Origin of the sequence: Sphingobium sp. R-21 (genome assembly GCF_049913335.1) — a bacterium.
GTDB lineage: Bacteria > Pseudomonadota > Alphaproteobacteria > Sphingomonadales > Sphingomonadaceae > Sphingobium.
In genome coordinates, this window is sequence record NZ_CP184374.1 from 2,903,989 (window position 1) to 2,924,043 (window position 20,055).

Annotated in this window: 18 protein-coding genes and 1 pseudogene; 9 read left to right on the top strand and 10 right to left on the bottom strand. The window is 60.8% G+C overall.

The window, feature by feature from the left end; translation table 11 throughout:
- Positions 1-142: 142 nt before the first annotated feature.
- Positions 143-979 (bottom strand): LysR family transcriptional regulator, encoded by an 837-nt coding sequence (locus tag ACN9MX_RS14000; protein WP_426387132.1) that lies wholly within the window; start codon positions 977-979, stop codon positions 143-145.
- A gap of 96 nt (positions 980-1,075) precedes the next feature.
- Between ACN9MX_RS14000 and ACN9MX_RS14005 the strand changes: the two genes are divergently transcribed.
- Positions 1,076-2,056: an aldo/keto reductase gene (locus ACN9MX_RS14005; RefSeq protein ID WP_426387133.1), complete on the top strand. Its 981-nt coding sequence runs from the start codon at positions 1,076-1,078 to the stop codon at positions 2,054-2,056.
- Between the two features lie 101 nt (positions 2,057-2,157).
- Here the strand turns inward: ACN9MX_RS14005 and ACN9MX_RS14010 are convergent, their stop codons facing one another.
- Positions 2,158-3,072: a LysR substrate-binding domain-containing protein gene (locus ACN9MX_RS14010; protein ID WP_426387134.1), complete on the bottom strand. Its 915-nt coding sequence runs from the start codon at positions 3,070-3,072 to the stop codon at positions 2,158-2,160.
- Positions 3,073-3,274: 202 nt separating this feature from the next.
- Between ACN9MX_RS14010 and ACN9MX_RS14015 the strand changes: the two genes are divergently transcribed.
- The 4 genes from ACN9MX_RS14015 (at position 3,275) to ACN9MX_RS14030 (ending at position 6,012) form a co-directional block, all read left to right on the top strand.
- The gene (locus tag ACN9MX_RS14015) at positions 3,275-3,583 is read left to right on the top strand and encodes a hypothetical protein (RefSeq protein WP_426387135.1); all 309 of its coding nucleotides are present in this window, start codon (positions 3,275-3,277) and stop codon (positions 3,581-3,583) included.
- A 61-nt stretch (positions 3,584-3,644) separates the two neighbouring features.
- A complete protein-coding gene (locus tag ACN9MX_RS14020) occupies positions 3,645-4,397 on the top strand; it encodes an SDR family NAD(P)-dependent oxidoreductase (protein ID WP_426387136.1) in 753 nt (250 codons plus the stop codon).
- A 61-nt stretch (positions 4,398-4,458) separates the two neighbouring features.
- Entirely contained in the window at positions 4,459-5,154 is a 696-nt protein-coding gene (locus tag ACN9MX_RS14025) for a type 1 glutamine amidotransferase domain-containing protein (RefSeq protein WP_426387137.1), read from the top strand.
- Positions 5,155-5,550: 396 nt separating this feature from the next.
- A complete protein-coding gene (locus ACN9MX_RS14030) occupies positions 5,551-6,012 on the top strand; it encodes a ferritin-like domain-containing protein (RefSeq protein WP_363755632.1) in 462 nt (153 codons plus the stop codon).
- Positions 6,013-6,073: 61 nt separating this feature from the next.
- Here the strand turns inward: ACN9MX_RS14030 and ACN9MX_RS14035 are convergent, their stop codons facing one another.
- Positions 6,074-6,739 carry a hypothetical protein gene (locus ACN9MX_RS14035; protein WP_426387138.1) on the bottom strand — a complete coding sequence of 222 codons (666 nt, stop codon included), beginning with the start codon at positions 6,737-6,739 and terminating at the stop codon, positions 6,074-6,076.
- A gap of 235 nt (positions 6,740-6,974) precedes the next feature.
- Complete coding sequence (locus tag ACN9MX_RS14040) at positions 6,975-7,418, bottom strand: CHRD domain-containing protein (protein ID WP_363738818.1); 444 nt, start codon at positions 7,416-7,418, stop codon at positions 6,975-6,977.
- Positions 7,419-7,839: 421 nt separating this feature from the next.
- Here ACN9MX_RS14040 and ACN9MX_RS14045 point away from each other — a divergent pair, with 421 nt between their 5' ends.
- Positions 7,840-8,037, top strand: coding sequence for a thermonuclease family protein (locus ACN9MX_RS14045; protein WP_426387139.1), 198 nt, complete (start codon positions 7,840-7,842; stop codon positions 8,035-8,037).
- A gap of 463 nt (positions 8,038-8,500) precedes the next feature.
- Positions 8,501-9,261 (top strand): IS5 family transposase gene (locus tag ACN9MX_RS14050; protein WP_426387140.1). Its coding sequence is split into 2 segments (ribosomal slippage): positions 8,501-8,825 and positions 8,825-9,261, totalling 762 coding nucleotides; the frame shifts between segments, so codons are not numbered across the junction.
- 270 nt (positions 9,262-9,531) lie between these two features.
- On the opposite strand, the pseudogene ACN9MX_RS14055 reads toward ACN9MX_RS14050, so the two are convergent.
- Positions 9,532-10,313, bottom strand: a pseudogene (locus ACN9MX_RS14055) (IS5 family transposase).
- A gap of 459 nt (positions 10,314-10,772) precedes the next feature.
- Here ACN9MX_RS14055 and ACN9MX_RS14060 point away from each other — a divergent pair.
- The gene (locus tag ACN9MX_RS14060) at positions 10,773-11,246 is read left to right on the top strand and encodes a hypothetical protein (RefSeq protein ID WP_426387141.1); all 474 of its coding nucleotides are present in this window, start codon (positions 10,773-10,775) and stop codon (positions 11,244-11,246) included.
- Positions 11,247-11,395: 149 nt separating this feature from the next.
- Here the strand turns inward: ACN9MX_RS14060 and ACN9MX_RS14065 are convergent, their stop codons facing one another.
- From ACN9MX_RS14065 to ACN9MX_RS14085, 5 genes are all read right to left on the bottom strand, one after another.
- Positions 11,396-11,869, bottom strand: a complete 474-nt coding sequence (locus tag ACN9MX_RS14065; protein WP_363739539.1) for a hypothetical protein — start codon at positions 11,867-11,869, stop codon at positions 11,396-11,398.
- 1,209 nt (positions 11,870-13,078) lie between these two features.
- Positions 13,079-14,206 carry an acyltransferase family protein gene (locus ACN9MX_RS14070; protein ID WP_426387142.1) on the bottom strand — a complete coding sequence of 376 codons (1,128 nt, stop codon included), beginning with the start codon at positions 14,204-14,206 and terminating at the stop codon, positions 13,079-13,081.
- Complete coding sequence (gene nagA / locus ACN9MX_RS14075; RefSeq protein WP_363831225.1) at positions 14,203-15,369, bottom strand: N-acetylglucosamine-6-phosphate deacetylase; 1,167 nt, start codon at positions 15,367-15,369, stop codon at positions 14,203-14,205. Before nagA ends, ACN9MX_RS14070 begins: the two co-directional genes overlap by 4 nt.
- The gene (locus tag ACN9MX_RS14080; RefSeq protein ID WP_426387143.1) at positions 15,366-16,397 is read right to left on the bottom strand and encodes an SIS domain-containing protein; all 1,032 of its coding nucleotides are present in this window, start codon (positions 16,395-16,397) and stop codon (positions 15,366-15,368) included. Before ACN9MX_RS14080 ends, nagA begins: the two co-directional genes overlap by 4 nt.
- A complete protein-coding gene (locus ACN9MX_RS14085; protein ID WP_363831244.1) occupies positions 16,394-17,128 on the bottom strand; it encodes a GntR family transcriptional regulator in 735 nt (244 codons plus the stop codon). The genes ACN9MX_RS14080 and ACN9MX_RS14085 overlap by 4 nt, the downstream gene beginning before the upstream one ends.
- 236 nt (positions 17,129-17,364) lie before the next feature.
- Here ACN9MX_RS14085 and ACN9MX_RS14090 point away from each other — a divergent pair, with 236 nt between their 5' ends.
- A complete protein-coding gene (locus tag ACN9MX_RS14090; protein WP_363831219.1) occupies positions 17,365-20,052 on the top strand; it encodes a TonB-dependent receptor in 2,688 nt (895 codons plus the stop codon).
- Positions 20,053-20,055: the final 3 nt, after the last annotated feature.

Consider the following 20,055-nt stretch of genomic DNA (forward strand, 5'->3'; position numbering starts at 1 on the left):
AGCGCTTGGACTTGCCCGCCAGGCGGAAACCCATGGCGAATTGAACGGGCCAGGGACATTTCGAGACCTGAATGTATGGCAGCTTCAATGATTTGATTGAGGCTTGCGAACGGCAGCTCTGTCGGAGTTTCAGGCAACTGCCTCATTCAAACGCAGTCGCTAACATATCGGCGACTGCGCGCACGGCGGGGGCGTGTTTCAGATCAGCATGGATCACCATCCACACGGGTCGCGCTTCGGGTTGCTTGGCAATTACGCGCACGAGTTCCTTGCAAGGTGTTGCCATTATTGAGGGTAGCAGTGCAACGCCGAGGCCAGCCTTGGCTGCCGCAAACTGGCTGTGAAAATCTCCGGTCAACAGGTCGAGCGGACGGTCTCCGGCAAACTCTTCCAGCCAGCGCTGCTGCGGCACGTGAGCCAGCGTTTCGTCAAAGGCGATAAAGCGCCATTGCTGCGGTGGCAGTCTGGCAATTTCCGGCGTTGCATAAAGGGCGAACTCGACCGAGCCGATGCGCCGGATGATATTCTGCCTGCCCTGCGGCTCGACCATCCGCACCGCCAGATCGGCCTGCCCGCTATCCAGCGAGGCAATATGCGAATTGGCGGACAGCACGATCTGCAGGCCGGGATGCTCGGATCGCAGAACGCGCAAAGCCGGGATGATGATTTCACTCACCAGCACCGGCGGCGCGGTCAAACGCACGCGCCCGGTCAGCGTTCCTTGCGCGGCATGGGAGATGCGCTCAATCCGCTGCGCGCCGCTCTCCATCTCGCGGGCGATGGCGGCAATTTCGATGCCCTTCTCGGTCAGCGGTGTGGACCGGGCCAGACGGTGCACAAGGGCGTGCCCCAGAGCTTTCTCCAGTGCACCAATCCGGCGCGACACCGTTGCATGGTTGACGCCCAGGGCGCGGGCTGCGCCTGCCAGCGAGCCTTCGCGCTCCAGCACCGCCAGCACATGCAGATCATCCCAGTTCATCTGATCAATATTGCACAGATGACGTGCAGGATCATGCAGTTTTCATCGGCATGATCTGCTGCGACACAGTGTGATCTGATAACAGGAGCATATGTCATGATCCGCACCCTTCCGCTCGGGGCCAGTGGCCCAAACCTGCCAGCCCTTGGCCTTGGCTGCATGGGTATGTCCGAATTCTACGGCGAAACCAACGATACGCAGTCGCTCGACGTGCTGGCCCGCGCCTATGATCTGGGCGTGCGGTTGTTCGATACCGCCGACATGTATGGCAACGGCCTCAATGAGGAATTGCTGGCGCGATTCCTGGAAACAGCCCGCCCGGATGCTTTCATCGCTACCAAGTTCGGCATTCGCAAGGCTGCGGGCGAATATGCGCGCAGCATCGACAACAGCCCGGATTATATCCGGCAGGCCTGCGACGCCTCATTGAAACGCCTAGGGATCGAACAGATCGGCCTCTATTACGTCCACCGCGCCGAAGCCGGTCGTCCGATTGAAGAAACGATGGGCGTGCTGGCCGAACTGGTGCAGGCGGGCAAGATCGCCCGGATCGGCCTCAGCGAAGTCTCTGCCGATACGCTGCGTCGCGCGCATCATGTGCATCCCGTGGCAGCACTGCAAAGCGAGTATTCCCTGACCACGCGCGATATGGAGGCAGACGTGCTGCCCACCTGCCGGGAACTGGGCATTGCCTTCGTCGCCTACAGCCCGCTGGGGCGCGGCCTTCTGTCAGGCGCGCTTGATCGCGACAGCCTGGCCGACAACGACTTTCGCCGCAACGCCCCGCGCTTTGGCGCCGGGTCGCTGGAGGCCAACAACGCCCGTCTCGATACCCTGCGCGCCATTGCGGACCAGCGCGAGGCAACGCCATCGCAAGTGGCGCTAGCCTGGGTACTGGCCAAGGGGGTTTTTGCCATCCCCGGCACCAAGCGGCTCAGCTATCTGGAGCAGAACATCGCTGCCGCAAGCCTGAATTTGTCCGCCGATGACATCGCAACGCTCGACAGCGCCTATGCGTCCGGCACCTTCATTGGCGAGCGTTATACCGCCGAGGGTATGAAAGGCGTGAATGTGTGATGATACCTCGAGGAAGGTAGGCATTCTGAACGAACGGAAGGTTTCGTCCTCCGCGACCGGCACCCGGAACGGCAGAAATGTTGGCGATTTCGCCCGAAGAGCTAGGTCGGCGAACCTTGCCGGGCGGCGGCAGCATGAGCAGCGATAAGCCAATCAATACTTCGTAGGAAATCATTCAACACCGGCGAAGGATTGTCTTTCCGGTACCCAACGGCGATTTCGATGAGGGGAGCAGGTCCGGCAAGCGACCTGCTCACGACGGACCGAGGCAGCAGCTTTTCGACATAGGCTGGCAAGAGCGTCAGTCCGCCGGTCGACGCCACCAAGGAAATTCCAGTCGCGAAGCTGTCGAGAAAGTGGCTGGATGAGACGCTCACGCCGCGCTCCCGCAGATAGCGCTCGACGATCCCGCGCAGGACGTGCGGCGTATCGGTATAGCCGATGAAAGGAAATTCCCCGAGTTTGACCGGCTCGATCTCGGATCGGCTAGCGAGCGGATGGTCACCCGCGAGAATGGCCACGATCGGTTCGGACGCGATCACTTCATAGGTCACATCGGGCTGGGGCTCGACGCGGGAGAAGCCGAGGTCGATCTCGCCACGCTGCACGGCTTCGGCAACGGCAGGCGAAAAGTCGCTTGAGACGCGGAAATCAATCTCCTTGAGCTGGTCGCGCAGTATCTGCGTCACGTGGGGCAGCCATTCCACTTCCTGCCCGGTCAGGAAACCGACCGAGAAGCTGGCCTTGGCCGGGCGGGATACGCGCCTCGCAGCGGCGACGGCCTCGGCAGCCTGGGCCAGGGCGAGCCGTGCATGATCGAGAAAGATCTGCCCGGCAGGCGTCAGCGTCACCCCACGTGAGGTCCGGATTAGCAGCGGCGTGCCGACCTCCAACTCCAGATCGCGAAGCTGGCGGCTGAGCGACGGTTGGGCTGTGTGCAGGCGCTTCTCAGCCGCGACAGTCAGGCTGCCTTCCTCGGCGACCGCAACGAAATAGCGCAGATGGCGAAGCTCCATAGGTCATGCCTAGCAGGTATGGTCAGCAAAGCTACAAAGTCTTTCCGCCGCGCCATTCTATAAGGCATTACGGCACCAGCTTAAAGAGCTCTGGCCAGCGGATATGCTGACCAGGCATCGCCGAAAAAATGAAAGCCATTCGCTGGGCCACGGCACTATGCCGGCCCCTGTGAGCACGCTTGTGCAGAAAGGAGCAGCCACAATGTCCTACGATCCATTCTCCGCGCTGACCTTGATCACTGGGCCGGCGATCCTCACCAAAGCCTGCGCGATCCTCCAGAACGGTGCGACCACACGCTACAATCTCGCCGTCACGCAGTGGCGCGAGTTTCAAGCGTCCTTCGCGGTCGCCGGTAGCGCTGCGCTCGCAGTCATGCTCGCGGCGATCAGTGCTCTGTTCATCGAGGGGGCGTGCGGCCGGGACATGGTGCGGCTGCACCATCGCCTGAGCACCTCGTCCGCACGGCGCCACACCCCGCTTTCGCAAACCGCCAAGGGCCGAATGGCCTGAGGCGTAGCCACCACCCCGTCGGCGGGCTGCCGACACATCAGCACCACGAAAGGAACGACCAATGACCACCATCACCCTCGTTACCGGCGGCAGCCGTGGCCTCGGCCGCAATACCGCGATCAGCATCGCCCGCCACGGCGGCGACGTGATCTTCACCTATCGCAGCGGCGAGAGCCAGGCTCAGGCCGTCGTCGCGGAGATCGAGGCGCTCGGCCGCAGGGCCATTGCGCTCCAACTCGATGTCGGTGACATCGCTGCCCTGAAGCCATTCGCCGACCGGGTTCGCACTACGCTCCAGTCCTGGGACCGAGAGAGCTTCGACCATCTGGTCAACAATGCCGGCCATGGCGAGATGGCGAGCTTCGCCGAGACCAGCGAGGCGCAGTTCGATCAGCTCTTCAACGTGCATGTGAAGGGCGTGTTCTTTCTCACGCAGGCACTGCTGCCACTGATCGCCGATGGCGGCCGCATCGTGAACTTCTCGTCCGGCCTGACCCGGGTCTCCTATCCTGGCTTCTCGGCCTATTCGGCCGCCAAGGGCGCGATCGAGATCCTGACGCTGTACATGGCCAAGGAGCTCGGCAGCCGCGGTATCACCGCGAATGCAATCGCGCCCGGCGCTATCGAGACCGACTTCCTCGGGGGTGCGGTCCGCGACACGCCGGAATATAATGATGCGTTCGCCAACATGATCGCGCTTGGGCGGGTTGGCGTGCCCGACGATATCGGGCCGGCCGTCGCCAGCCTGCTCGGGTCCGACAATCGCTGGATCACGGCCCAGCGGATCGAGGTGTCGGGCGGCCAGAACATCTGACCACATCCTCTCACTGTCCCATCAACCCCGTCGTCCTCCGACAACAAGAAGGAGACTATCGATGACCAATATCCTCATCGTCCTTTCAGCCGCCGACAAATGGACCCGCGCCGATGGCTCCATCTATGAATCCGGTGTCTGGACGCAGGAATTCGTCGATCTCGACGAAGCCTTCCTGCGCGCCGATTTCAAGGTCGATCTCGCCAGCCCCGGCGGCATCGTGCCGACGATGGACAAGCGCAGCCTCGATCCAAACACCGTCGGCGAGCAGATTGCTGAACGCATGCGCGCCTATCTCGACGAGAATGCGACGCGGATCAAAAAGCCGCTGGTGCTCGCCGAGATCGACACCAGCAAATATGACGCCATCGTCGTCCCCGGCGGTCATGGCCCGGTCGAGGATCTCTACAAGGACCCCGATATGGGCCGGGTACTGATCGAGGCGGATAAGGCCGACAAGGTGATCGCGGCGGTCTGCCACGGCCCGGCGGCGCTGCTGGCGGCGCGGGACGAGAATGGCGGTTGGCCATTCGCCGGTCGCAAGATGACCTCGCTCAGCGACGAGGAGGAGATCGAGTTCGGAACGGCGGCGAACGCACCCTGGCTGCTGGCCGACACGCTGCGCAAGCAGGGCGCTTTGTTCGAGCAGGGCGCCAACTGGCACGCCTATGTCGTCAAGGACGGCAACCTGCTCACTGGTCAGAACCTGCAATCCTCGACGCCTTTGGCAGAGGTGGTGATCGCGGCGCTGCGGTAATAGACCGAGTGCAGCAGGAGCGGGCAGTCGGCGATAGCGCCGACTGCCCGATCGGCATGAGCGCATCGGCCCGGCAAAGCTCGATGAACAAACGGCAGCTATCGGGACGACTATTGCGAAGTCGGAAAGTCCGACGCTTCCGACGACTCCTTCCGATCGAGTCGGGTTCCGCCACCCGAGCAGCTCGCGCGTTTTGTAGTGACGAAGTTGTTTGCGCGCGCAGAGACTTAGGCCGGAAGCGAAACGAGGCAGCGGAGAAAAGACCGAGCCTTGTTTCCCAAAGCCGAGGCCAACCCGATCCGGCTGCCTCTCTCCCAAAAGACCCTTAACCCCAGCGATTGGAGTGGCGGCAGAAAGGGCGTATGCTGGCGCAGGTCAAACTGGAAGGAATTGGCGATGCAGAACATCGACAGGTCCGCCACCGTAGCTGTCCTCAACCGCATCCTTGAGCAAGAGCTGGCGGGCGTCGTCCGCTACACCCATTACTCCTTTTTGGTGTTCGGCTTCGGCCGAATCCCGATCATCTCCTGGCTACGCACACAGGCCGACGAGTCGTTGCTTCATGCGCAGCAAGCCGGTGAAATGATCACGATGCTGGGCGACTATCCGTCGCTGGGAATCGGCCCGCTGCTTGACAGCCATACGACGGACATCGCCACAATCCTGCGGGAGTCGCTGGAGGCTGAAAGGCGCGGACTGGCGCTCTATCGCGAACTGATGGTCCTCGTAGAAGGGCGTTCGGTCGCCCTGGAGGAGTATGCGCGGCAGATGATCTATGCCGAGGAGGTCCACGCCAGCGAGGTTGACAAGATGCTGCGACGGCCGGGCGACGTTGCTGCGTTTGCGCCAGACAGTTGAAATGCCTGGCTAACGTTCCCGCCTACACGGGCTCCGCTCATCACGGCGCTGCCGCTCCCAACTATTGAACGCAGCCACAGCGGGCGGCGCGCGCATAGGCCGAGAGGTCGGCTCGCCTGCCGGTGTCTGCGTGCAAATAGACTTCGATCGTCTCTGTCACTTTGCCTGGATACGCCGCTGCCCAATGCCCGAGGCCATGCAGCGCCGCTTCCTGACAGGCGATATTCTCTAGCGCCAATATGCGCTCCATCGTGACCAGCATTGCGCGGTGCAGTCGATCCCTGTCCGGGTCATCGGCCAGCGCGACAGAGGGCATGACGTCGAACCACATATAGCAGGGTATGTTGAGCGCATTACCGCCCGGCTCATCAATGTGGCTCAGAACCGGCGCCGCGCGCAACGCGAATATCTGCTCGAACAGATCGGCGATCGCCTCGACGCAGCGCTGTCGCTCGGCCGCGGGGACGTCACGGCAGTAGAGCCAGCCGCTATCACCTGACGCGGATGTATTCATGAGATAGGTCAGGCCCTGCGCGATCTGCGCGTCGTTGAACCATTGCAATGCGGGAAGCGGCTCAGCGAATAGACGGGTGAGGTAGTCGACCGCCACGCCGGGCGCCGGATCCCACCAAGGCGCGTCCATATCGAAGAACCACGCATTGCCGTGTACGCCCACTTCATGGCTGAAGGCATGTTCGATCCAGTCGGAGAATGACAGGTGGCTCAACGTAATCGATCAAGCCCGCGTGATCACGGTATGCCGCCAGCCTTATCACTGTCGCCGTTCAGTGCAAATCTGCAGTGCGCGCGCCATGTACTGCTTGCTCGAGAGGCCGAGCATGATGGTCGAGGCTATCCTCGACCGTAACGGGACCGTTCGCAGCCTGCTGTTAGTCTCTTCTACAAGCGGGAGGGCAATGGCGGGGAGACATCCACAATCGCTCAGGAGGCCGACAGGTTGCCTACTTCAACTGGCCACGAATTGCCCCAGCGGGGAAATCGCCGGTGTGGACGTTCACATAATATCTGCTCGACTGGCCAAGGATTTGCGCCGCGAGTTTGGCTGTAACATCCACACAGCCTTTACTGGCACCTGAGGCGGGAGCATCCAACGTGACCACTGGCGGACCTGCGATCCCTGTAGCCCCCGCGTGAATATGGGCAGCGGTCGCCGTGGCGATGCCGGATACGCTCAACTCGTAACAAACCTGCTTTTTCGGAACATTGACGCTAATCTTGGCAGTTCCGGCTCCATCCGTATCGCCGGGACCCGGGACTTCGGCTGACCCAGTCAGGGCAACGGTGAAGGCGCGCTGTCCTCCGGTGGCGGGCTGCGCCAGCACGGCAGACGCGAGCAACGATGCGGATGTCACAGCTGATAGAGCAAGAACGGATCGAGGAGACATAGCAACCTCCAGCGGGCAGTGTCCGGTTCAGAACCCTTGCAGAGGCGTTATGTTCCGTTCGGCTTCCGGCGCGTGCAGTCTGTCCGCTTTGGCCTCCAGCATGTAGCCTGGCCGCGGCCCTTCTGCGGTTGAGAGGTGACAGGCTGAGCCCTTCCGTCGATAGTGCACCGATCGGGGATGATTTCGACTTCCGAAGGATGCTGAACGCTCCGCCTCGGCGGCGGCGCGCTGAGCATCGCGTTGACCCATTTCGACGGCAACCTACCCTGTTGGCCCGCCGCAAAGGCAGACGCGGGCCTCGGCATCGGATGCGTGAGTCCTCGGGTTCTAGACTGTGACACGATACGCTCGGCGAGACCCGCATTCGGCTTTCCTCGATCGATGCGCCGGAACTACCCGGCCATTGCCGGCCGGGGCGCGAATGCACGCCCGGCGACCTTATGCGAGCACCGCTAACCTCCAGTCGCTGGTCAGCGGCCAGGCCGTGGAATGTCGGCAGATCGATACGGATCACTATGGCCGCGCGGTCGCCCGATGCTCGGCTAAAGGGCGGGATCTGTCGTGTGCTCAGGTCCAAGGTGGTTTCGCAGTGAAGAGGTATGGCAGCCTGAGCTGTTGATAACCTGATTGTCGGCCGTGCCGCGACGGGTTTGCAGATGGGCGGCTTAGAGGCGGCGTCAGCCGGAAGGCTGACTAACGCCTGCCTCGAAAAGTTATCTTATTCCGGGAGGCGATGCGGCAGCGAGGTACCGGAAACATCTCCAATGAACGAGGCCCAGACGCCTCCGGCAATGAGGGGCAATCTCTGGTCGACTGCGGCGCGGCGGCTTCTTCTACGAGGTAAGGGCAGCTTTCCCGATTTGCTGCCATTAACCCGCCATCCTGAAATCGGCCAGGGGAGCCATAATTTGCAGCGTGAATGAACGGCCGGTTTCGACGGTCGGGCGAAGCGCTACAACCGTCCGCTATGTTGCGGGTGCTACTGTCTCACGCCCCAGCGCGCGGGGCAGGCAGAGGCTTAGGGTCAGGACCCATTGATATGCCCGGCTCGATCTGATTCAGGCTCCGCGAGGAGATTGAAGATGAGCGACCTGTATTGGCTGACGGACGAGCAGATGGCTCGGCTTGAGCCCTACTTTCCCAAGAGCCATGGCAAACCGCGTGTTGACGATCGCCGGGTGTTGAGCGGGATCATTTTCGTCAACCGGAATGGGTTGCGCTGGCGGGATGCGCCGAAGGATTATGGCCCACACAAGACGCTTTACAACCGCTGGAAGCGGTGGGGTGACAAGGGCGTTTTCCTTCGGATGATGGAAGGTCTGGCAGCGCCTCAGGCTTCCGAACGCTGGACGGTGATGATCGACGCGACATATCTCAAGGCCCACCGCACGGCATCGAGCCTTGCGGTAAAAAAGGGGGCGCGGGACGCCTGATCGGACGCACGAAAGGCGGCATGAACACCAAGCTCCATGCCGTTACCGATGCGAACGGCCGCCCAATCAGTTTCTTCATGACCGCAGGGCAGGTCAGCGATTATATCGGTGCCGCCGCCCTGTTGGACGAACTTCCCAAAGCCCAATGGTTGCTCGCTGATCGTGGCTATGATGCCGACTGGTTCCGCGATGCTTTGCAGGAAAAGGGCATCACCCCCTGCATCCCCGGTCGCAAATCCCGGAACAAGGCCGTCAAACACGACAAGCGCCGCTACAAACGGCGCAACCGCATCGAGATCATGTTCGGCCGCCTCAAGGACTGGCGACGGGTCGCGACGCGCTACGACCGGTGCCCCAACGCATTCTTCTCAGCCATCGCCCTCGCTGCCACCGTTATCTTCTGGCTTTGATCAGTGAGTCCTGAGCCTAAGCTCTCTGCAAACGCCTCGATTTTCACAAGAACGCTTTCCGCTTCCTTCTTTAATTTACGCGCGTCCACCGTGCTTTTTTTAGAGCAAATCCAATGAATACCGTCTACATCTGCAAGAGAATTTGGAAATCTCAGGTGTAAGCGATTGAGTGCAGAATTAAATCTCAAATTGTATTCGTCGAATATACGGTGATAATTTCTTCGGAAGCAAGCATCTTCGGCTTGGGTTGATCTTTCGAGTATCATGTAATTAGGCGATGTTGACAAAAGATTTCAGCCATAGGCGCACGGCGGCGAGGTTAAGGAAGCTGGCGAAGGAGAGCGCGGTCTTGTCATAGCGGGTGGCGATGCGTCGCTGGTTTTTCATGACCCCGAACATGCGCTCGATGCGGTTGCGGTCTCGATATCGCCGGAAATCGCATGGGGCAGGATCGCGGCGGTTTGCCTTGGGCGGGATGATGGGCAGGATATTGGTCATGAGCAGTTTTGCCCGCAGATCGTCGCCGTCATATCCCTTGTCGGCCAGCAGCGCTTTTGGCTTGGGCGCAGGCATAGCCATCAGGTCGTCAACGGCCTTGTAGTCCGAGACTTCCCCACCCGTGAGGACAAAACCAAGAGGGCGGCCGCGATTGTCACAGCGGGCGTGGACCTTGCTCGTAAAGCCGCCGCGTGATCGACCAAAAGCCTCCTTATGAGTCCCCCTTTAGCGCCCGCTGCCGATACATGGCCGCGAACCGTGGTGCTGTCGATCATGTGCTGCCAGTCGTCAGTCAGTCCCAGATCGACCAGCGTTTGCAATAGCGCGTCCAAGACGCCTTGTTCGGCCCAGCGCCGGAACCGAACATAGACCGAGTTCCACTTTCCATAGCGTTCATGCATGTCCCGCCAAGGGCAGCCTATCCGCAAAACATGCAGCATGCCGTTGAGAAAGAGGCGATTGTCACCCGCTGGCCGTGCCCACCGGCCGCGTTCGGGCGGCAGAAGTCCGCCGATCACCGCCCACTCTTCATCCGACAAATCGCCCCGAAACATCGCTGCCCCAAAAAAGCAGCCTTGAATCAGAACTCAGCCCAAATGAAAACCTCTTTTGTCAACATCGCCTAGAAACAAGGTTAACCGCTTCTGTATTGGCGTCCGAGAGATGCGGTTGAGCGGAAGCGGTCGCCGAGATGATCAATAAGATCGAAGCGATTCCCATGTATTTCAAGCGATCACCCTGGTCCTTGCTGCCTAAGCCAAAATGAACCAGCGGTCGTTTTTTATCAATACGCGTCCGCACAAACGACCGAAAATGGTCGCGTGCCGTCCGGCAGCTTGCCCGTTCCGGACCGGACGGTCGCCAATGGAGCGGCTCTTGCGCGAATCGGGGCCGCTTATGGCTGGCGGGGGTGGATTCTTGCCTGTCCGGTTTGGATGAACTGGCGTGAGGAAGCTGCCATTTACAAAGCGGCAAGCTGTTGACGCCTAAGCTGGCCGGATTGGGAGGCGATCATGAAAATTAGCAAGGCGATATTCTGGCTATCTCTCGTTATACTTCCCGGATTCGCTACGAATGCCTCTATCCCGCAGATCGAAGGGCAGTGGATAACAGAATACCAGATAGTCGATGTCAGCAATTCAAGCGTTACCGACCCAACCAAATTGAAGGCGCTCAGAATGTGGATCGGCCATAAATATGGCTGGCGGAACTGCGTAAAAGCAGGCGACCCATCGAACTTGCTCCAATCCGCATACCCGTGGGACTCCAGAGCGAAACCTGCATTGCAGTTCAATGAGTTCGGAGGCTTTGCCGCTACCAACCGCTATTTCGGGGGCTTTGCCATTCCAGGCCATGGCACAGAAACCATTGTAGGAGTAATTGAAGGCGATCACCTCAAGGGCATCGTAGATATCGATCTTGATTGGGAAGGCGGAACTCACATCCGTTCGGTTTTGACGGCTACACGATCTGCTACTTGCGGATAGACAACCTGCGGCCGCTTGCAGGAGGGTTGTTCGATGCTCTGTGCGGCAAAAACTGGTCGCTTGCTGCCCGGCAGCTTGTCCGCACCGGGCTGGGTCATTGCATTTCCAATAGGATCATAGGTCTGTGAGGCGCAACGGGTGCACCCTTGCTAGTGCAGGTTCAGAACCTCTTGAACCGCAAGATCGATTGCCTTGAATGATTGCATGACCATTGCAACGGCGTATCCGATTAGCGCCGCGATGAAGGCCCAGCCCAGCCAATCACCATCTCCGAAAATCCGAACGCCCAGCGCGGCTAAGACGATGAATAGCGTGACCGCCGCCAAACGAGGCAGAGCCAACGGAAATGAATAAAGGATACATTCAGCGCGCCGACTTTCGTCCCCAATCTGCGCCGGGGAGAGCAACCGTGGTAGCATCCGAAGGCCGAAACCCCAATCAAACAGGAGCAGAGTGCCGCCAAGCGCAAGAGGCAAGCCTGTGGCACGTGGGAGAGTCCCGTTACTTAATCCCCATGTCGCCGGGAGTGTAACGGCCACAGCGAGAAGCAGCGTGAACCAGACGGACTGAAATAAGCGCATTTGCATATTTTGTCCGGCCGAAGGAATGTCCGCAAGTGGCATTCAGAAGATGGCCCTTAAGCGGCAATTTTTGGTCGCGTGCCGTCGGGCGGCTATTGGATCCCGAACCGGATCAGCCACCTGCCGGTTTGGGCAAGCCATCCGTTAACGCCGCGGTTGTTGGTTGCATTAGTCGAACGTGCCCTGAAAACATTGATCTGTCTCGAAGCAATGCAAGTGCTCGATCATCAACTTTCGAACGGCAGTGATTCTCGAGCAAGGCGCGCCAGCGTCAAAATCTAAAGCGGTGACAGGCTGAATCGGAAAGGATTTCAGCGCCGCCAGATGACTTTCAAGAGCGGTCTCACCGTCGTCGTGCAGAGAGGTAAGACCCACACCATTCCACGTTATCCTACCGGATTTTTCGACCTTTACGATGTTAGCGTAATATCCGTCTATCGGAGCGGACCAATGTTCAGCAAAATATCGTGAGCGGAAACTATGAAAGCCGGAAACCCGCGTTGCACAGTTAGCGTAAGGGCCAGCACTCGTGCCCGGACCAGTACAACCACTCGCGGCAGCCACAACCATCAAGACCGCTATTCTCATTCAGGCGAAATTAGCAAGATATGGCGATCACGCAAACCCGCTCAATGAACGGCTGCTTTTGGTGGCTTCACCGGCTTCGTAGACGGCAACTGGTCGTGTCCGGAAGGGCTGCTGCAGTTGCAGTATCATTTTAAGCGGCCATTGCCAGCGCAGTGGCGCAACATGGGCGCATGCCGCCAACATAGCGGTCATTCAGAGCCCGTTGTCAGCGCCGCGAAACCGGTCGTTCGTTCACCATGTCGCGGTACAACGGAAAGACTTGGCTTGGGACACTGTTGTCCTTCGCGCGGCCCTCCGGAACGACCAGTTTTGTCAGAAGCGGACAAACCTAAATCCTGTTGGGACGTCTCGCGCGGTGGCAGCCGCTCCGGCGCTTGCGTTCTCGTTAATGGAGCCGCCGGGATTCGATATTATAATATAACTTATTATTATGATGTGCTTTTAATTAAAAAATGCCAAGAACACCTACTTTGTACCTCATAATGTAGCCATGCTGCGATTCACCAATCTGCTGGGGATCGCGCTTTGTCAGGTAAGGCGTATGTTCCGCTGCATTTCTAGAAGATCGGGCCTCTCCGTTACGGCACCGCTATTGGAACTGACTGCGGTCGGTTGTCAGCGCAGTCCGGTACCTCCAGTTTTTCGGCTTGACGCGCCGGCCCGTCAAATCTTCACGAGCCAGCGCTGGTGGGCCATGTAATTGGCAATCAGCCACAGCATGGCGATGAACACCAGCGAGGGGATAGTTGCGGCAACTTGTGCGCCGAGTATCGGGCTCAGCACCATGTACGGAAGCTGCATGGCCTGCCAGGACAAGATCGGCGTCAGGACATCGTGCAGCACATAAATCAGAATCGCGTTCATCCCGAACGGCAGCGTCAGACCGAGCAGGGTCCGAGCCAGTCGGCCGCGCACGCCGGGACCGTCAAGCGCGGAATGCGCCAATGCCAGAGCGGCCGTGGTAAGGCCGCAAGTGAGCAAGACGAAGCTACTGGTCCAAATGTCTTTCACAATCGGGAAGACTATCCCCCAGGCGAGTCCCGCGACAATCATTCCCGCAGCGGCTTTGAGCAAGCCGCGCACCGCCGCCGCTCCGCGCACCTGCAGCAGGTATTCGCCCACCGCGATACCGATCAGGCCATGGGCGATGCACGGAAGCGTACTCAGCAGCCCTTCCGGGTCATAGCCGTATGGCCCTTTCACGTAGTTGTGCCCAGCTGCACCCAGCATCCAGCGGTCAGTGGATGACACAAAGTTCATGCCGCGCTGCCAGATGTCCGTCGGCACATGGTTGAGCGAGGGCTGCAGACACAGCGGCCAATAAAGGAGCAGGATCGCTACGGTCAGGACGAGCCGTCCACGCTGCGGTACGGCGAGGTACAGCGCCGAGCAGATGCCATAGACCAGGGCGATCCGCTGCAGCACGCCGAACAGCCGCCAGGGAGCTGCCGTGAAATCTGCTAGCCAGACAAGGTTGGTGAGGGCAAAGCCAAGTACGAACAACCGCAAACTGCGCTCGGCGATCTGACGCGCAGCAGACATGGTCAGTCCGGCCTGCCGCTGCCGGCTGAGTGAAAAGACTGTCGATACCCCCATAATCATGAGAAACGAGGGGAACACCACATCCGCAAAGGTCAGTCCGGCCCAGGGTGAATGTTCGAGTATCGCGATGGGCGGCGCCCCAAGGCCGAGCGCGACGCCGCCTGCGGTGTTGACGAGGATCATGCCCCCGACAGTCAGTCCGCGCAGCATATCCAGCGAGATCATGCGCGCGGGAGAGGCGCTCGTCATCTGGTCGTGGTCTCTCGAACCGCACCGAGTTCGGTGGGGACGCCCGAAATCCAGCAAGCATTAGTGGTGAAGTCCCGGTCGAGTGCGATGAGGTTCGCGCGCATCCCCGGAGCGATAGTCCCCAATTCATGATCGAGCCCGAGGAAAGCGGCCGGCACGCGCGTTGCCATGGCAACTGCGCGCTGCAACGAGACGCCTGTCTGCTCCATCAGCGTGCGTACCGCGCGGGCCATGGTCAGGACCGAGCCGGCGAGCGTTCCGGCTTCGTCGGTCAACCGATCTTCCTGGAGCAGGATCTTGCGGCCCTGCAGTTCGAAGCTCTTGATGTCGGACCCAACCGTCGGCATGGCGTCGCTGACCAGCATCAGCCGGTCAGGACCAGTTGCCCGCAGAGCGATCCGCACCGTCGCCGGATGGAGGTGCTGGCCATCGACGATGATGCCGGCATAGGCGGTTTCGCTTTCGAGGGCGGCGCCAACCATGCCCGGCGCACGGTTGGCGAGCTGCGACATGGCATTAAACAGGTGCGTGAAGCCGGTCGCGCCTGCGTCCAGCGCCGCGCGGGCAACGGCATATTCGGCATCGGAATGGCCAAGCGACACTCGCACGCCCGCCCGGTTCAGCCACGAAATCTGCTGCGGGCTGGCGCATTCGGGTGCCAGCGTCACCATCGTCCGGCCATTTCTTGCTGACGCGAGCAGGGCCAGAAATTCGTCGGTAAGCGGCTGCAGCTTCTCCGTCAGGTGGATGCCGTTGCGCTTGGGGCTGAGGAACGGTCCTTCGATGTGGATGCCAAGCACGCCGGGCACACCGACCTCGATCGCATGATCGACCGCACGGATACCGCGCTCGACTACGGAGAGATCGTCGCTGATCAGGGTCGGCAGCAGGCCGGTCGTGCCGAAGCGCCGGTGAGCGGCGGCAATGCAGGCGATCGTTTCCACCGAGGGATCGTCGTTGAACAGTCGGCCGCCACCGCCATTAACCTGGACATCGATGAAACCAGGCAACAGCAGCGCGCCGCCCAGATCGCTGATCTTGGCACCAGCTGGAACGCGGTTGCACAAGGCCATGATCCGGTCGCCTTCGAGCACCACCACGAGATCCTCGCGCAGGCCTGCCGGGGCAAGAACCTTGCCGTTGATGAGCGCAGTCTGGTTCACAGCGTTTCGGTCACCTTGTCCAGATGCGGCGGCTGATCGGGATCGATCCCCCGGCAGCGCGCCAAGGCCTCGCAGAAGCGGTAGAAGGATTGGACCTGCAGCACTGGTGCGATCAGCGGATCGGCCGGCAGCACGGGGAGAGACACGCCCTCGGCAATGTCCAGCCCTGCGTGGAACACCATGGCTCCGCGCCCGGCGAATTCGCGGGCCAGCGTTGCGACGCTTTCGCGGGTTTCGTCCGGCTGGCCCAGAATCAGTACGGGGAACCCTTCGCCGACCAGCGTCATCGGGCCGTGGCGGACTTCGGCGGCGCTGATGGCCTCGGCATGGAGACCGCAGGTTTCCTTGAACTTGAGCGCGATTTCCTGTGCCACGCCGAGGGCATGGCCGCGCGCGATGACGAAGAGATTGCGGGCATCGGCCAGCGGCTCGATTGCCGCCGACCAGTCGAGCGCCCAGGCGCGGTCAAGCAAATCGGGCAAGGCATCGAGCTGGCGCGCCATTTCGGCATCGCTGGTCCAGGCCGCGATCAGGTCAAGCGCCGCGACCAGCGAGGCGATGAAAGACTTTGTGGCGGCGACACTGCGCTCCGATCCCGCCGAGAGGGCCAGCAAGGCATCGGCTTCATGGGCAAGCGGCGAGGTTTCGTCATTGACCATGGCGACAATCCGCGCACCCTGCGCGCGCGCCGCATCGACCGTCGCCAACAGGTCGGGACTTCGCCCGGACTGGGAAATCGCGATCAGCAAGGTGTCGGCGAGTGTCGGCGTCGCCTCATAGACCGAAGCGACCGAAGGCGCGACGGAACTGGTCAAAACGCCAAGTTGCCGCTCGACCAGATAGCGCCCGAACGTGGCGGCGTTATCGGAACTGCCGCGCCCAAGCGTTAGGACCGCGCGGGGCGGCTGTTTGCGCAGTTGCGCGCAAAGCCGGACCAGCGCGGCGGCATTGGCCTTGCGTTGGCGCGCTGCCACGGCGCCGCTTTCGGCGGCTTCGACGAACATGCGGGAAGGTGGGTCGAGGATCATCGGGGGGGTACACTCAGTTCGGAGACGAAATCATAGGCATCGCCGCGATAGTAGGAGCGCGTGAATTCAACCGTGCGACCATCACGATCATAGCCGCGCCGCTCGATTTCGAGGCCTGGCGCGCCGGCCTCGATCTTGAGCAGTTCGCATTGTTCGGGCGTGAACAGCACGGCGCGCAAGCGTTGGAGCACCCGCGCGGGCCGTCGATCGGCCAATGCGTCATAGAGCGAATCGCTCACGGCATTGACCGACGGTAGCGAATCGGCGGGAATCGTGGTGTACTCTAGAGCCATCGTCTGCTCGTCGGCGAAGCGGATGCGTGCGAAGCGGTAGACCGCGCTGCCCGGGCTGAGCCCCAGCGCCATGGATTCATCTGGGCTGACCGAACCTTCGCTGCGAGACAGCCACTGCGAATGCGGGCGGCGGCCGCGCGAAAGCATATCCTCGCTGAAGGAGGAGATTGTCGCGAAGTTCTTTTCCACGCGCGCTGCCACGAAAGTACCGGCGCCCTGGCGGCGGCTGAGAAGATGCGCATCGACAAGTCCGTCGATCGCCTTGCGCACGGTAACGCGTGAGACGTTGAAGGCCTCCGCAAGGTCGCGCTCGGGAGGCAGCGCCTCGTCAGGCGTTAGCACGCTCTGCTCGATCGCGGCGCGCAGGCGGCGCTGTAACTGGAGGTAGAGCGGTACCCCGTTTTCAGGCTCCAGTGCTCCAATGCGCTCGACGAACATATCCGCTCCTTTCGCCAACCGGTCTAAACGCAAATATAATGCCTTTGCAATACCAAAATGCGATAATTTTAGATTGGCCTCATTTTTGGTATTGCCTTTTTGTGACAAATTGAGAGTATCCACTCCCGACCGCTGGCGAATCTGCACGAATCGTAAAGCAACCATGCGGGATTGCCGATTTATGGGTTTGCATTGGTAGATACCAATTAGAATCAGGCTTCATCAGGGGGTACCTCATGTCTCTATCCCGTTCGATTCGTTACACACTACTCTCCGTCACGGCGAGCACCGCCGCTCTCGCCCTCGCCACGGTGGCACAGGCGCAGGACGTCGCATCCCCCTCCGCCTCGAGTGGCGACCAGGATGAAATCGTCGTTACCGGCCTGCGTGCCTCGATCGAGGCCTCGCTCAACGCCAAGCGCAAATCGGACCTCGTTTCCGAAATCGTCACCGCGCAGGACATCGGCAAGTTTCCCGACAAGAACGTCGCCGACTCGCTCGGCCGCCTGACCGGCGTCAATGTCGTCACCGGCAGCTCGGCCGCGGGCGGATTCGGCGAGAACTCGAACATCTCGATCCGCGGCACGGACCCGGCGCTCAACCTCACGCTTATCGACGGTCACGGAATCGCCACCGGCGACTGGTTCGTGCTGGACCAGACGACAGGCGGGCGCAGCATCGACTTCGGCCTGCTGCCCTCCGAGATCGTCGGCAGCCTTGAAGTCTTCAAAAGCTCCGAAGCGGACATTCCCGAAGGTGGCATCGGCGGTACGGTCAACGTGCAGACCCGCAAGCCGCTCGATCTCAAGGCGGGCGCGATTTCGCTCACTGCCCAGGAAAACTACAATGACCTCGCCGGCAAGTGGACGCCGCAGGTCAGCGGTCTGGTAAGCTGGAAGAACAAGGCCGAGACCTTCGGCGTGCTCGCCACCGGCTTCTACCAGAAGCGCAGCTTCCGCCGCGACGGGCAGGAATTCCTGGGCTATGGCGACTATGCTGACTTCGACGGAACCGGCCAGACGGTCTCGGCGCCCAACCTCATCGGCTCGGCCTATTTTACCCAACAACGCATCCGCAAGGGCGGCACGCTGGCTATTCAGATCAAGCCGAGCGACCGCTTCGAACTCGACCTCAACGGGCTCTACACGCGGATGGACGCCAACAACGTCAACCGCAACTCGATGATGTGGGTGTCAAGCCTGCTGAGCAACAACTCGACGCCCGGTACTGACGGCTACGCGCTGACAGACTACACCATCAAGAACGGCTATCTCACCTCGGCCAGTTGGGCCGATACGACGGCTAATGGCGGGAGTCCCAACGGGAAGGTGCAGGACGACATCTTCCGCCAGGCCTATTCCTCGACCTGGGATCTCAACGCCGACATGACCTGGCAGGCGAGCGACCACCTCACGCTGACGGGCCAACTCGGCTATACCAAGGGCACGGGCGCCACGTCGGACACTTATGCCTGGGAGACTTACTGGCACACTGGCGCGAGCTACGCATTTGGCGGCAAGGGTGCGACCGTCGGCTATCCGGGATTGCCGTCTGACACTACTTCCGCCGCCTACCTCGACAACTACTATAGCTGGTCGTGGGGCGGGAAGATCGTCTCGCCGGACAAGGAACTCTACGGCAAACTCGATGCCGAATATGACTTCGATGGCAGCTTCCTCAAATCGATCAAGGTCGGCGGACGCTATACCAACCACAAGCGCAGCCTAGACTATACTGCCTATGCTTGGGCGGGGAACGGTGCCTACTCTGGCACTCAGGGCGTCAACCTCGGTACGGTCTTCGACGGAGACACGACCCCGTCCGATTACGGCGACGGCATCGGCAGCGTGACCGGCTATTCCTTCGCCAATCAGGCGCTGGTGCTGCAGGAACTGGCCACCAACGGCGGCCGCCAGTTTGCCTTCTATCCGCAGGCCAGCTTCTCGGTGAAGGAGAAGACCGAGGCGGCCTATGCCATGGCCCGCTTCGACGACGACAGCCATTGGCGCGGCAACATCGGCGTGCGTGCGGTGCACACCGAGCAGCAGACGCTGCAGTATTCGCCCAACGCGGCGGTTGCGAATGCAACGTCGATCTTCTGCGGCACCTGCGGTTCGGTAACCACTGACCGCAGCTATTGGGATATCCTCCCCAGCGCGAACGTCACCTACACGGCAACCGACAACCTCCTGCTGCGTGGCGGGGTCGCCAAGGTCATGTCGCGGCCCGGTTACGCCCAGCTTGCCGGCGCCTTCACCGCGGACGATCTCTCGCTCGCGGCGACGTCCGGCGGTAACCCGAACCTCGATCCCTACCGCGCCTGGAACTTCAACCTCGCTGCCGAATGGTACTATGCTCCCAACGCTCTGCTCTCGGTCAATCTCTTCTACCTCGACATCAAATCCTACATCACCAGTTCGACCGGCACGATCTTCCTCAAGACGCTGCAGCATCCCGACGGCGCGACCTTCTCCTTCTCCGGTCCGATCAATGGCCCCGGCGGCCACAACCAGGGCATAGAGGTCAACTGGCAGCAGCCAATTTGGAAGGGCTTCGGCGTGATCGCCAACTACACCTACGCCGATGCGAAGAAGAAGGGCGGCGGCACCATTGACGGCAATTCGCACAACACCTTCAACCTGACCGGGTATTACGAAGACAGCCTGATCTCGGCCCGCCTTGCCTATACCTTCCGTTCCAAGTTCCGCTCCGGCCTCGATCGCAATACCGAGATGTGGCAGGATAACTTCGGCTCGCTTGACGGCTCGCTGCTGATCAACGTGACCAAGAACGTCGCGCTGTCGGTCGATGCGCAGAACCTGACCGACGCGAAGCTTTACTACTACGTCGGCGATCCCTCGATCCCGCGCGCCTACTATGACAACGGCCGCACCTTCTGGGTCGGTGCGAAGCTGAAACTCTGAGAG